General features: G+C 49.2%; 8 protein-coding genes. 1 reads left to right on the top strand and 7 read right to left on the bottom strand.

What is annotated here, in order from left to right; genetic code table 11:
* The first annotated feature begins 74 nt into the window (after positions 1–74).
* Complete coding sequence (locus E5161_RS12085; RefSeq protein WP_136778066.1) at positions 75–503, top strand: hypothetical protein; 429 nt, start codon at positions 75–77, stop codon at positions 501–503.
* 396 nt (positions 504–899) lie between these two features.
* On the opposite strand, the gene E5161_RS12080 is transcribed toward E5161_RS12085, so the two are convergent.
* From E5161_RS12080 to E5161_RS12050, 7 genes are all read right to left on the bottom strand, one after another.
* Entirely contained in the window at positions 900–2,264 is a 1,365-nt protein-coding gene (locus tag E5161_RS12080; RefSeq protein WP_136778065.1) for an ArnT family glycosyltransferase, read from the bottom strand.
* 74 nt (positions 2,265–2,338) lie between these two features.
* On the bottom strand, positions 2,339–6,391 hold the full coding sequence (locus E5161_RS12075) for an Ig-like domain-containing protein (protein WP_136778064.1): 4,053 nt from the start codon (positions 6,389–6,391) through the stop codon (positions 2,339–2,341).
* 149 nt (positions 6,392–6,540) lie between these two features.
* Positions 6,541–7,743: a methionine adenosyltransferase gene (gene metK / locus E5161_RS12070; RefSeq protein ID WP_136778063.1), complete on the bottom strand. Its 1,203-nt coding sequence runs from the start codon at positions 7,741–7,743 to the stop codon at positions 6,541–6,543.
* Between the two features lie 130 nt (positions 7,744–7,873).
* Entirely contained in the window at positions 7,874–8,158 is a 285-nt protein-coding gene (locus E5161_RS12065; protein WP_136778062.1) for an alpha/beta-type small acid-soluble spore protein, read from the bottom strand.
* 302 nt (positions 8,159–8,460) lie between these two features.
* A complete protein-coding gene (locus tag E5161_RS12060; RefSeq protein WP_136778061.1) occupies positions 8,461–8,961 on the bottom strand; it encodes a hypothetical protein in 501 nt (166 codons plus the stop codon).
* A 208-nt stretch (positions 8,962–9,169) separates the two neighbouring features.
* Positions 9,170–11,284, bottom strand: coding sequence for a hypothetical protein (locus tag E5161_RS12055; protein ID WP_136778060.1), 2,115 nt, complete (start codon positions 11,282–11,284; stop codon positions 9,170–9,172).
* A 130-nt stretch (positions 11,285–11,414) separates the two neighbouring features.
* A complete protein-coding gene (locus tag E5161_RS12050; protein WP_136778059.1) occupies positions 11,415–14,156 on the bottom strand; it encodes an S-layer homology domain-containing protein in 2,742 nt (913 codons plus the stop codon).
* Between the last annotated feature and the right edge of the window lie 64 nt (positions 14,157–14,220).

Genomic DNA, 14,220 nt, shown 5'->3' with positions numbered 1-14,220 from the left:
GGAATGACTGGTCAGTTTTATACCAACGAAACAAAACTCTCTAGAGTTTCGTTATACCCTTGGAGGTGTTCATCATGAACAAAACAAAAAGATTGGCAATTACCCTTAGCGTGGTCATGCTTGCAGTCGGCCTTTCTGCTTGCGGCAAATCGAACAATGATTCTGCGGCTTCTGCTCCATCTGCGTCCAACAGTGCATCCAGCACGCCTGCTGCGTCCAGCACTCCGTCGGCTTCTGCGACTCAAAGCGCGGAAAGCAGTGCTTCCGCCGAAGAGGTAGCGAACTTGTCCCAAATGACCGGAGCGTTCGTAGGTCTGGCTGATCCTCATACCGTCGAAATCAAAGTAAGCGGTGAGTCCAAGAGCTTACAGTTGGGAGACGGAATGGACAAGCAGCTGGAAGGCCTCAAGCCTGGCGACTTGGTAACGTTAGAGTACGTTGAACAGCCGATCGAAAACAGCGACAAGACGCAATTGGTCGTGACGAAAGTTATTACGTGGTAATTTCGGCTCAACGCGAACCCCCGGTCATTTATATGACCGGGGATTTGTTTTGCTCGGACTTGCTATCGCCGCCCAATATTCCGTTAACCGCCAAAGTACAGTTATTTTCAACCGTTAAGCCGCCTAATCCCCTTATAACATCCGAAATACAGTTAATTCTAACGTCTCTTCACGAAACTAAGCCGATCAAGAAAAAATAACTGTATTTTGGTTGTTATTCCGCGAAACTGGCCTTGAAATCCGAAAAATAACTGTATTTAGGCCCTTACTCGACGACGGGTGTGGTTCAAAAAAAAACCGCCCATCCGTATCGGATGAGCGGGCTTCCGCATTACTTCTTGATAACGAAACCAAATCCGCCTCGGTTGATCGCATCCAGTCGACGGCAGTAGCATATTATTCCACTGCGCTGTCCGAGCGAATATTGTCCCGCACCAGAGAACCCAGCCAGCACAGCCCGATGATAAAGAAAGGATAGATCGGGAACAAGTAACGCGGCTGCCCTTCAGATGCGAAGATGACGAGGAGCAGGAACAAGATCATCGCAAGATTAATCTTGTGCAGCGTATTCAGACGCGCCGGTCGACGCACAAAATGGTAGAGCATGAGCAGCAAGTAGAACATTCCGCCACCGGCCACCACTAACGACGCCGCCCTGGAGCCTTGCGAGAGCGGTTCCTTCAGCCATTTGGCGAAGCGGATTTCCGCCGGAACGAGCGCCCAGTCTTTGATCTCAAGGCCGGCGTTGAAGAAACTGAGAGACAGCCTGTCCGCCCCGAGCAGCAGGAACGGCCCAGGATGACGGAGGATCCAATGGGTCGCTTCCGATTTCGCCGCCTTCATCGCTACGGCTTCATTGTAGGTACCTGTCTTGTCCACAATGCGGTCCGTTTTGAAAATCGAATTCGGAACGTCCATCGCGTCCATATACTTGCCGTTGTTGGCATCGTTGTTATTGATGTAGAGAACGAAATTCCCGTTGGTCGAGATCGGAATCAAGCGGTCGAAAGCCATATAGTTGCGAATCGTCCAAGGCGACAACGTAACGGCCATCATTAAAACCAGGCTGACAAAAGGAATGACGAGACGGCGAACGGTTTCCCGGAGAGACGGCTTATTTTCTTTGGCCGATTCCCGTTGCTGCCACCAGAAAATCACGGCATAGAAAACCGGAAACACCGCAAAATACGGTTTCACTAAGCTTAAAAATCCGATCAGAAATCCGATCAACAGCGGCCCTGCCACCCTGCCTCCAACCCTGTACGTAATCAGGCAAAGAATCAAGAACAGCAAAGCGACCGATAAAATCTCCGTCCCCACCACGCCCGTATAAGCGACGGCCATCGGGAAAACCGCTGTGAGAAAAGCTGCCCACAGCGCCGGTCGTTCCCCCATATACTTTTTGGTGAGTAAATACATACAGAACATCCAGACGATGCTGAAAACGACATTCGCTAGCTTGGCTGCCAAGATGTTGGGCCAGACGAAGTAAAGCGCGGCCAGCACCAGCGGATAACCCGGCGGGCGAAACGCGGTGGCATAATGCACGCCTTGTTTTACGTACTCGGTGTCCTGCTTGATGTAATCTAAACCCTCAGGCATCCAATAGTGTCCGGTGTTCAGGAGCGACATGGCCAGATCGTGATAGTGCTTAAAATCGAACACAGGCTGCGTATTGACATAAGAAATCCAAAGCAGACGAATGGCCGTGCCCAACGCAAGGATGAATAACAGCCATTTGTTCTTTAGAGCCGATTTCAAAGGTGTGCCTCCTACGAGCAATAGTCATCATGACGCGAAGTCTTTACTATTCTAGCATAACCTCGAATCGGCGTTTACGGCAAAAATTCCACATGCCGCAGCAGTCCGACCAACATGGCTGCCGCCTGCGCACGCGTGGCGTTCTCTTTCGGAGCGAACTTCGTCGTCGTAACCCCACTGATAATACCGGCGTTCACGCAGGCTGCAACCGGTGCGAGCGCGTATGAGCTAATCTTGCTGCGGTCACCGAACCGCGACAGAGAGGCGGTTGAGGTTGAACCCTGCACACCGGCAACTTGCATCGCCTTCAGCATCATGGTCGCCATGTCTTCCCTCGTGATGTAGGAGTCCGGACGGAACTTCCCATCGGTGCCGCCGGATACAATGCCCACCTTGCTGGCCGCTCCAATGTAAGGAGCCGCCGCGCCGGTCAAGCTGACATCACGGAACTTGGCCGCCGCTCCGGTGTCTCCAGACAACCCCAAACCTTTTACGATAAACTTGGCAAAATCGGCACGTGTAATATTTTGATTCGGCGAATAAGAGAACGGCGTCGTTCCGTCCACGATAAATTTCGAAGCCAGCAGCGATATGTGGCTCGATGCCCAGTGATTCGCCGTGTCGGTGTAGCCGGCCTGTGGTTTACGCACGACCGCGTATACGCTGTTGCCTTTGCGTTTGAACCATACGGTGATTTTCCCGTTGGCCGATTGCGTGCTCGTCGGAACGTAAGCGATATCGCGGGTCTGGTCGTCATACCGAACGACCGAGATCTCTTTCGGATTAGGCGCTAAGCTGTCCGAAATGACAAATGCACGCTTTACGTACACGTTGTAGTCTTTCAGTTCTTTTCGCTGGTTTCCGGAAATCAGCGTGGCGGTGAAATCTACCGGCGATGCCAACAGCATGAGTCCGCGTCCATTAATGGCCGATGTCAGATTGGACGAGCTGTTCGCCTTCTCTATGCTGAGCTGTAGAGAAGCGGTAGAGACGCTGCCCCCGAGCTGTGACACTTCCTGAATGAGGTTCACCGCCGAGAGCGGAAAGACAAACTTGTAATCTCCGTAATTCAGCCGGAACGCTCCGTCATAAACCCGGGATTGCCCATCAACCAACGAGCGTACCGGGATATTGACCACCCCTGCCGTTTCCGTAGAGGGGATCGAGACCGAGATCGTCCTGTACCCGCCTACAGCTCCCATTGTTGTCAGTTGCGTATATCCGGTGATCAGCTTGTCCGCGTCAACCGTGTACGTATTCACGTAGCTTCCGCCGGCGCTCTGGCCGTAGCTTGTGCTGACGCCCTGACTGTTGAGCCGAAGTCCGCCTTCGGGATCCGTCTCCAGGAAAGCCGGAAGAGCGCTTGTCGAGCCGTTGCCGAGCGGATAGTCCGAAAATGCGGCGATGGGTTGCCCTGCGGTGTCTTTGAGCGGTGTGCCGCCGGTCATATACGTGACAGAAGCGGTCTGTCCGGAGGTTACCGGAGAAGCTAGCGACACGAGCACCACGCTGCCGTTAACCGTCACGGATGATGCGCTGATGTAACTCGATCCCGCCTTCACATAAAACTGGGACACGGAAGGAGTAGATGAGCCGTTTAGCGGATTCGAAAAGGTCAGGGTAACGACGGAACCTTGTACCGAAGCCGTACTCAACCTTGTCGTGCCGCCCGCAGTTGAAATCTGATAACTATTAAAGCCCGCCGCAGCATTTCCGGCTAAATCCGCAATAGCTGGGGCGCTTGGCACGTAGGAAACTGACACTGCTACGCCGCTGGTAATCGGCTGCGAGAGTGTGAGTTCCACGACTCCGCCGGATATCGTTACGTAGGATACGGCGGATGCATAGCCGCCGACGGTCACGTAAAAACTCGCAGGCGACGGCAATGGGGACGACTTCAGCGTTTCGTTGTAGATCAGGCTTACCTTGCTTCCAAGCGCAGTTGCCGACGTTAATATAGGAGCGGCTGTATCATTGGAAACGGCGATGTCCTTGCCAGCCAAATCTGATGCCACTTTGCCGTTGAGATTGCGCAGCATACCGCTTGTGTACGAAACTTTCACCGTTTGCCCGATGAGCGTTCCCGTCGTCATCGTTAAGGTCACTTGATTACCGGAAACCTGTACGGAACTCACCAGTCGAGGCACACCGTTAACCGTTACATAATAGTTGGCTGGGTGCGGGACATAATCCGGGTCCAGTTCCTGATCGTAGTTGAGCGTAATGGTATTGTTGCTGTTGACCACCCCCGACACATAAAGAGGGATCGCATTAGAGCTGGCTAGCGTCGTGAACGTCCAGCGATAATCGTTCAAAATCCCCTGAAACGGATTCCCCCCCAAATCTTTGATTGCTCCAGATGGAATATTGACAATGTATTGGGTATTCGGGGACAGATTCGTAACGGACACCGGTGTGAAGATGATCTTTTTGTTGTCGGACGGGTCGTTGGACAAGCTTAACGAGATTCCCGGCGACGGCGGCGTTGTTTTCGGATACAGCGTAGCGTAAGCCATGGTATCCGCCAAAATGGGTTCACTGAATACCGCGCTTAAAACAGCGTTTGTCGATTTCACGCCGGTAGAGCCGTTAGCCGGAGTCATCGACACGATGTCGGGTGGCGTCTGATCGTTCGTGTTGATGAAATACCAAGTGCTTGAGCTTGTAATACCGGCATAGTACAGATTCGAAGCATTGCGAAAAGCCGTGCTGCTAATCAGAACATAGTAAGAGCTGTTATTGACCAAAGCTGAGCATGGGGTGATGCTGATCGTATCCGTCCCCCCGCCCACTACGTTGGAGGAGGTCACAGGGATGTTGCAAAAAAGAGAGCCATTCGCGTTCCGAATCGTAATCGTGCCGCTGTCGGGGTAGACCGGCTGGTTGAATTTGATCTGCAGTTTGCCACTTGGAGCCAGCTGGCTGCCTACCGGAGAGAACGATACCACCGTCGGATTGCTTCCGCCATTTGTCGTGAACCCCCAAGTGGACACTCCGCGTATCCCGTCATATTCGTCGGTGGCGGACTTCAGGGCACCAGTGTCGATCAATACATAGTAATCGGTGTTGGCCGCTAGTGAAGGCAGGCGGATGTCCACCGATTGATAAGCTCCACTGGCAGGAATGTCCACACAACTAGTGCTCCCCGGCGAAGCACAGGTAGTCGTGACGTCGATCGTTTGTGCAGTATAGTTGTCGGATAAGCGCTTCACGTAGATCTTTCCGGTTCCGCTGCTCACAGGTACTGCAAATTGCATGTTTAAAACAGGTGCACTGTAATTGACGTTGATCGAACCGTTGGACGGTGTAAGCGTCGGCGCGGTGATGGAAGAAGCTTTGGTTATGAAACTCCACGAGGTGTCGGAGAGACCTGCATATTTGTTGCCGGCCATATCGACAAAAGCCCCGTTATCAATATTGACATTGTAATTGGTGTTGGAATTCAGCTTGGACGGAAGAGTCACTGTAATGGCGGTAGTGCCTGAACCTTGTACAGATGAGGACAATACGGATACCGTCTGTTCTTCGATTCTAGTGACGCTGTTGAAAACATGGATGTAACCGGAAGCGGCGGTCACTCTCTCGCTGAAATTGAGGGTGAGCGGTGTAGTCGTGAGCACGTTGGTGGCACTTGGGGCCGGGTCTTTTGTTGACAAAACTGGTGCGATTGAGTCCACGCCCACAGTTGTAAAGTTCCATGTTGTCGCGTTTCCAATACCGGAAAAAATACCGCTGGAGGAAGTAAACGCGCCGTAATCGATCAGAACATAGTAATCATTGGCCACTAATGTCGATACCGGACTGATGGTCACCGTTTTCCCGCTAAAGGACAGTCTCGAGCTGTTATATGCGGAAAACGACTCCACCAAAGAGTTGTCCGCTACCCGACGAATGGTTACGGCGGCCGAACTCCCGGAATTTCCGGTTTTTGAGATATTCTCATCGAAGGTGATCATCAATTTGTTGACATTAGCCGGAACGGTCACGTCATTATCATTCGGGTATGTGGAAACAACAACAGGGCCGCCAGTTGCAGCTTGTACCGTCGGCCCGTAAGAGAATGTCCAAGTTTGCAGAAGAAGAATGGCAGCAATGAAAGCTATAGAAAGTGTACGTAAGCGCGGCATCGGAATTCCCCCGTGTGAACAGTCTTGTACCTTATATTTCGGCTTCCAAGGAGTGGAACTTTAGGGAATCCACTTTATTTACCTTGAGTTTGTAAGAAAAATAGGCCCTCGCGTGAGCGAAGGCCTTAATTTTTTACGTATAAATTGATTTAATTTGAGGCACCTTGTTTAAGCGCGTCGACTTTGTCCAACCGTTCCCAAGGCAGATCGAGATCGGTACGGCCGAAGTGGCCGTAAGCGGCAGTCTGCGCATAGATCGGACGGCGAAGGTCGAGCATCTTGATGATGCCGGCAGGACGCAGATCGAAGTTGTCCTCGATCAACTTCACTAGCTTATCTTCGCTCACCTTACCTGTGCCGTAGGTATCCACGTTGATGGAAACCGGACGAGCTACGCCGATCGCGTACGCCAGTTGGATTTCACATTTGTCGGCCAGTCCAGCAGCGACAATGTTTTTCGCGACGTAACGAGCAGCATACGCCGCAGAGCGGTCCACTTTCGTCGGATCCTTGCCTGAGAACGCTCCGCCGCCATGGCGTGCATATCCGCCGTAGGTATCGACGATGATTTTACGGCCGGTAAGTCCAGCGTCACCTTGCGGTCCGCCGATAACGAAACGTCCGGTGGGGTTGATGAAGTATTTCGTCTCCCCGTCGAGCCATTCTTTCGGAACGACCGGTTCAATGACATGTTTGCGAATATCGCGGTCAATTTGCTCGGAGCTCACTTCTTCACCGTGCTGCGTGGAGATGACGATTGTATCCACTCGAACCGGTTTGCCGTCTTCGTATTGGATCGTCACCTGAGTTTTGCCGTCAGGACGCAAGTAATCTAGCGTACCGTTTTTACGGACTTCCGACAAACGGCGGGACAAACGATGAGCGAGCGCGATCGGGAGCGGCATGAATTCCGGCGTTTCGTTCGTGGCGAAGCCGAACATCAGGCCTTGGTCGCCTGCACCGATGTCTTCGCTTTCAGCACGAACGTCTTTGCCTTCGCGGCTCTCCAGTGCTGCGTTAACACCTTGTGCGATGTCAGCAGATTGCTCGTTCAAGGATGTAAGCACAGCGCAAGTGCTGCTGTCAAAGCCGTACTTCGCACGTGTATAACCGATCTCTTTGATCGTACGTCGAACGATCGCCGGAATGTCGACATAGTCCGCTTTGCTGCTGATTTCACCAATAACAAGTACAAGTCCTGTTGCGACAGATACTTCACACGCTACACGCGCGTAAGGGTCGACTTCGAGAAACGCGTCCAATACCGCGTCGGAAATTTGATCGCAAATCTTGTCCGGATGGCCTTCGGTGACCGATTCGGATGTGAAGAGATGCCGTCCTTTAATCGACAATGTCTTCGCCTCCACATAAAAAATGAACCTTTTCCGCTTGGAAAAGGTTGTTAAGACAAACCTTCGAATAACAATAATAAAGGAATTGTCGATGGGTGTCAATGCAAGGACATTCCACACCCCGCGCGGCTTAAAGCAGTGTTTGGGCAGCTTCCGTTTCCGCCTGCGCGATCAACCTCTTCGTAATGGTTCCCCCAACGGCACCCGCTTCACGCGCCGTCAGAAATCCCCAGTATTCTTGGCGGCCCGAAGATCCGCCGGCTCCACCCAACTCACCGGCCATCTCGTAATTCAGACCGGCCATGGAGGAGGATTGTGCCACACCGATTCCCAGTTCATTTGCGATTTCATATTTCCATTGTTGAATGGCCTGATCACACTGCGGCACCAGCTTCGCACGTCTTCTGTTGGCCATGTTATGGTGTGCACCTCCCTGAATTTTAACGGTTTTATTATGTGCCGGACCGTTATCGTCAAGGCGTATGACTTGTTGGGTGTGCAAGAAAAATATACCATTTGCTCTGTAAGAAGACATTGGCCGCGGTCGCCGCCTACATTATTAACTTCCCCTTCACACACATAATGAATCATCGAAGGGATGGCTGGCGAGCCCCCTGCATAGAGCAGACAATTATCGGTATCCTATAATTTATATTCAAACAGCCGCTGAAACGACAAAAGGCCAGGATCCGAAGACCTGACCTTATGGATGAATTTCTACTGTACTTGATATCCGCCCCGTACCAGTACGATTAGTTCTGTCTTTGATGTAGGAGCATGCTTTACACCACGCCCATCACGTGGAAACAGAATCAGATGGTTGTTCCCCACCAGCTTCCCAGGCGCAATATCGATACCGTCCGTCATATCCGACAGCCCGTTCGTATCAACACTGAAGGCGATCGCCTTGCCGGTACGCACAATAAGCTCTCCACCCGCAGCAACCGTGATCTGCTTGCCTAACGGTACCTTCACGACCTCTATAGGCGCAATAGTCTCTGTTCCTCCACCTACACTCGTTCCTGGGGACGACGTTTGACCCCCGGTAATCTGAACAATCTTCTGATCAACATAACTTTTGGTCACCACTGGATCATCCGCGAGACCCGGCGTCGAGGAAGAGTCTGCTTTTACAATCGATGAAATCCCGACTCCACTAATCGCAATCGTACCGGCAAGTATGGCTGTTGTTATTATCCACTTTTTTCGCTCGTTCAACATCATCTCTCCCCATTCGACTTATTTCTATTATTTGTTACGCCTTAACTTCACTAAAAGTTGCGTTCATGAATATAGTAAATTTACAGGCTACGAGTTCATAAGGTACTACTTCTATACAAGATTTCGGACAAAACTAAGCAGCCTAAATCCGGTGGAATTCCGGATTTAGGCTGCTTAACGTCATTTTAGATTATGAACTCATATTCTACAGTTGCATCCACTGCACGTAGAAGTATGGTATAACCCGCTGTGCCAGCAGGACCTTTTCGTCGTTAACGACGTAGTATACCGATAATTTATAACTCGTGAACGATTTGATTCTTTCCAATACCGCTGGATCACTGAATTCAATCGTTTTCCTAACACCGTTACCTTCTATAATGTCATCTGTTTTCGCGTCGCCATTTAAAGTATATTCCTTGGAGTAGAAGGCTTTCGATTCTCCTTGATCTTCGACCTCAAATCTGAGCTTATATGTTCCCGCTAAATCATCTACGTTTGGATCTGCCACCATGTTATAAGAGAACTCTAATTTTAAACCCTGCGCGCTAACAAAATCCATCATATTCAGAGACAAGTAAACCTGGCTGATCGTCATATCATATTTTCCAAAGGACAGGTTGTTGAATTTGGAACTTGGTTTGCTGTCCGGCCACGCCTTAGTCATGCTGATTACATTCGTCGCTACAGTAAGATCCTTATTGTTCGTATCACCTGTATAAGGAAGGAGTTCTGTCAACAGAAGATTCATGTTCTGATTTTTCACTGCTGCAGGCACTTTACCGCTAAAGGGCACGATGATTTTCCCGTTGGCAATTATCGGTTTATCGTAGTCAGCAACCGTTAATGGGAATATCTGACCATCGGTGCTTTTCAGGTATACTCCGTACTTTTGCAATTTTATTGGCCTAAATTCGATATTGGTTACTGCCAAGCTGCCATTGACACTGACTTGTTTGCTATCACCCGTCGAGACTATATTTAATAATTCGACCTGCGTTTTGCTGCCCAATCTCGAGAACGACGTTTTATTATCCGGCGAGAGTGTAAATTGATTTACCCTTGTATTTTTGAATTGTCCGATAATATTTTCGTTCTGTGCATCTACTGTCTCTTTCAATGTGACTCTAATGTCTTTTAAATTCAAATTGTACGGAACCATTATACGCGCGGCTATTTGAATGCTTTCACCTGGAGCCAACTGAATTCTGGAATCAAAGGTTGTTACCGCCGGTGTGTTGCTTTCTTGGGATACTCCATTGATCGACCACGAAGATTTCAGAACCGGCACCTTTTGATCAGAAGTTGATTTATTGGTTACAGTAAAATTAGCTGTCAATGCATCCTGTGCTCCAGCTGGAAGCCTGTTATATCCGGTGAGCTCTATTTGATAGGAACCATACGTCAATTGGCTTACTCTATCATCAATAGTACCATCAGATGCCTTAGGGACAGCATAAGAAGCAATCGGGATAAATAGGCCATCCGCGTCACTTTGATAACCTAGTAACAATTTCATTCCATTTAAATTTATGTCTGAAGGTATAACTGATTTCAGTGTAATGACCTTTCTTTGTTTCGGTTTGACAACCAAATCCTTGAGGCTGCTATTCGTGGCTTCAAAAATAGATCCGTCCGCTGTCTTGATATTCAACTGAGTTGTGGCAGCCTTATAGTCGCGAGTGTTCAAATTCTCAAATAAGAAACTAATATTGACGACGCGATTTTCTCCATCCGAACCCATTTGCACACTCTTGATTGCGGTTTTTAGCTTAGTTTCCTTGTTCGTAATATTTAGCGGTTGAAATGCGGGCACTGGCGCACTGTAACCCTTCGCCAAATTAAATGTCCCTAAGCTTCGTGTAAAGTTCGGAGCGCTAAAATCCCATTTTACAATGTTAATCTGTAACTGTGACAAGAGGACATCATCCGCGACGGCAGCAAAATAGGTTACAACCGCGCTTGATTTTCCTGGTAATGATTTTATGTTTTTGTCCTTGTCAGCTACTTTAATGGAGAATGTCTGGCCCTTCGTGGTCTTCACTTTCGCCCAGTAGTCATCCAGTGAAAGTGATGTGGTTCCTGTGTTTGAATAAGTTAAAGAAAACATCAGATACAGGCCTTTATCTTGTGGAAACAACTCCACATTGTTGATTTTCACGGAGGCGTTTTTCCCTAAGCTGATTGATGTTGGCACAGTTTCCTTTTTAGTTGCTGCAAAAGTATCGATTGGACCAGCTACAAACATACTACAAGTGATAAGAAGAACAGCGAGCATCACATGAATAGCACTTTGAAATTTGTTTCGCCGAGTATACAATTCAGTTCCTCCCTCAAAAACCTATGTACTGTATAAACGAAGCAAGGGCCCCAATTGTTTCGACGAATGTTACTTTATAAAAAAAAAGAAGCTCCGATTTCTCGGAGCTTCTTTTACTTGAATCAGATTATTACACGTCAACCGTGAAAACAATGGTAGCCACGACACCGTTGGAAGAAACGATGGTTACAGTAGCAGTACCGTCAGCTACTGCAGTAAGAGCGCCGGTAGCACTTACCGTCAGAACAGCAGTGTCAGAAGAGCTGAAGTACAGTTTCGGAGCAACTGCAGCTGCACCATATTGATCTTTCACAGTCAGGTAAGTAGCTGCGATATCAGCCACGTTTCCTGTGATGTCTTCTTCCGCGTTTGCAACTTCGATTGTTTTCACAACCGGCTTCGCATCGGAAGAAGTAACCTTGATGTCAGCAAGCTTCGTAGCGCCATTCAAGAAGGAGAGCGTAGCTTCACCTTTTGCGATGGACCAAGCGTTTGCACCATTAGTATCAAAGATCGACGTGTCGGAAGACGTTACACCAGTGAAGTAGCGAGTTTGGTTGATAGCAACCTTCGCTCCACCAGAAGTCTTACCTTCCAGAGTCAAAGCTTTGTTGTAATGAGTGGAATCATTAGTGTCTTTCGCATAGAACAGACCTGGGTCTTTAATGCTGTAAGAAGTAATCTTGTCGTCAGCCAGTACAGTGACAGGTACTTCGATAGAAGTTCCAGCATCGATGGTTGTGCCGCCGCCAAGGTCAAGACCGATAACCAAAGTTTTCGATCCTGCAGCCATACCACGTACTTCCGGGTTGCCATCAGCATCGGTGCCGATAGTCACAACGTCAGTAGAAGCATCTTTTACATTTACAACCAGATCAGCAGAGCCAAGATTAGTCATCTCGCGACCATAGTTGTCTACGACTTTGATGGAATCCAAGTCAACGGAATCCTTACCACCGATACCATAGTTTGCAGCCAGATCTTTATTGGCAACAACTTTTGTTGGTACCGCAGTGTCTTTCAGATCGATCGTAACTTGGCTAGCGAGAGTCGTGTTATTAATCCAAGCAAACACAATCGTGCTGCCAGTCGGATTCGGCACACCAGCGTTGGTGAAGTTCAAGGACAATTCGCCTTTGTAGTTCCACTTCGGCGTAACGGTCAGATCAGCACCGCGGCTAGTTGTGAACGTAATTTGGCTGTTAGTAGCCGTTTTAGCGAATTCGCTCTGTGCGATCGGAGCACCGAAATTGTCAATTGCAGTGAAGTTGAACTTAACATCTTCGTTTTTAGCAGCCAGAACGCCAGGACCTGCCAGTTGGAACTTGCCAACCTTTTGCGCATCTTCAACTTTAACAGTCGTATTAGCGCTAGTGCCCGCTTGAACATTCAGCAACGTAAGAACCAGCGTTCCGGATTCTGCCGGGGAAGCTCCGTCAACACTGAACGTGAGTTTTCCATCAGCATCAAGTGCGAAGGAAGCAGGATCAGCAATATGTGTGTTGCTTACAATCAGTTGATACGCTTTGTCAGCACCGAAGAATACAGTGTTGCCAGACACGCTGTCAATCGCAGGAAGCGTGTAGGAATTGCCGGCAGCATCTTTCAGCGTATACGGAAGAACGAGTGCGTCATCGCCAGTAGTAATACGGGATTTGCCAGTCAGAGGAGCAACAGGACCGACAGTAACAGCCGTTACCAGAGATGCGTCAGTAGCTTTAAACGACTTAGTTGTGGAAACACCGGTTGCAGGATGGGTTACCGTTACTACGACAATGTCGTCTTTCGCGACACCCGCTGTTACAAAGTCATAGTTTCCACTTCCATCCGGAGTCAACGTCGTACCTTTGGCAACAACCGTTACACTCAGACCGAGACCGGATTTGTCCATCTCTTCGCCGAATTGGTTAGTTGCAACGATGTTGACTGGCTGGTCGTTAGCGACAAAGATGGAACCATTTTTGATTTCCAACTTAGCTACTTTCTCATCAGCAACCGAAACTTTAACAGCGTCCAAGTCATTGACCTTAACGTCGTAGTCAGCAGCCGGCAGGAATGTGAAAGTAAGCGTTGCGGATTTCTTGTCAGCAGCTACAGTTGTTGTAGCAGCGTAAGGTACAAGACCGTTTTTCGCTTCTACTTTCAGAGCAGCTTCTTCAGCGGCAGTAAGCGCACGGTTGAATTCAACAGTGATTTTCTTAGCGCCCATTTGGGAAGCTTTGGCTACTTTCAGTTCAGCCGGAGTGTTGATCAAGCTGTGAGCTTGGTAAGCAGCGTCTACAAGCTTGCTACGAAGAGCAGCAACCGTGTAGTCAGTCTCAGCGGAGATCAGGCCAGCTTTCAAAGCTGCGTCAACCCATTGAGTTGCCCAAGCATCAGTACCTGGTACAGTTGCGCCGGTGGAAGGAGCAATTTTCAGCGCCTTGTCCAGAACAATGACCATTTCTTCGATCTTAACGGTAGCGTTAGGAGCGAATTTGTTGTTACCAACACCAGCGATCAGGCCAGCTTTTTCAACTGCGCCGATCCAACCTTTACCCCAGTGCGTTTGGGAATCAGTGAAAGAAGTGCTGGTTTCTTGGGACAGACCGGCCAATTTCGCAACGATTACTGCGAATTCAGCACGAGTCATTTTTTGATCCAGGCCTGCGTCACCATTAGCGTTAACGCCGCTGAAAATTTGCAATGCTTTCAGTTCATTGAACTTGTCGAGCGTAGTTTTTTCTGCAGCAGCAGCGAGCGAAGCGAAGGAACCGAACGCCAGTGCGCCTGCGAGAAGAACGGATAAACTTTTCTTCATAACCTTTTTTTCTCCTCCTCGAGAAAACATCTGTTTGTCTTGCATAGAAGATTTATAGCTCGATTCTCTCATCGATGTTTCACCCCCTTCCCTGAGTTGAGCATTAGTCTATAATGTATGTCTGCAACATTAAGGA

Source organism: Cohnella pontilimi, from assembly GCF_005049045.1.
GTDB lineage: Bacteria > Bacillota > Bacilli > Paenibacillales > Paenibacillaceae > Cohnella > Cohnella pontilimi.
Note: the sequence above shows the minus strand (reverse complement) of the source record. Positions and strands in the feature narration are given on the sequence as shown.

Bases quoted from the DNA above. Each gene is read 5' to 3' on its own strand.
- E5161_RS12085 (WP_136778066.1), top strand. From the start codon at position 75: ATGAACAAAACAAAAAGATTGGCAATTACCCTTAGCGTGGTCATGCTT.
- E5161_RS12050 (WP_136778059.1), bottom strand. From the start codon at position 14,156: ATGAGAGAATCGAGCTATAAATCTTCTATGCAAGACAAACAGATGTTT.
- E5161_RS12065 (WP_136778062.1), bottom strand. From the start codon at position 8,158: ATGGCCAACAGAAGACGTGCGAAGCTGGTGCCGCAGTGTGATCAGGCC.
- E5161_RS12075 (WP_136778064.1), bottom strand. From the start codon at position 6,391: ATGCCGCGCTTACGTACACTTTCTATAGCTTTCATTGCTGCCATTCTT.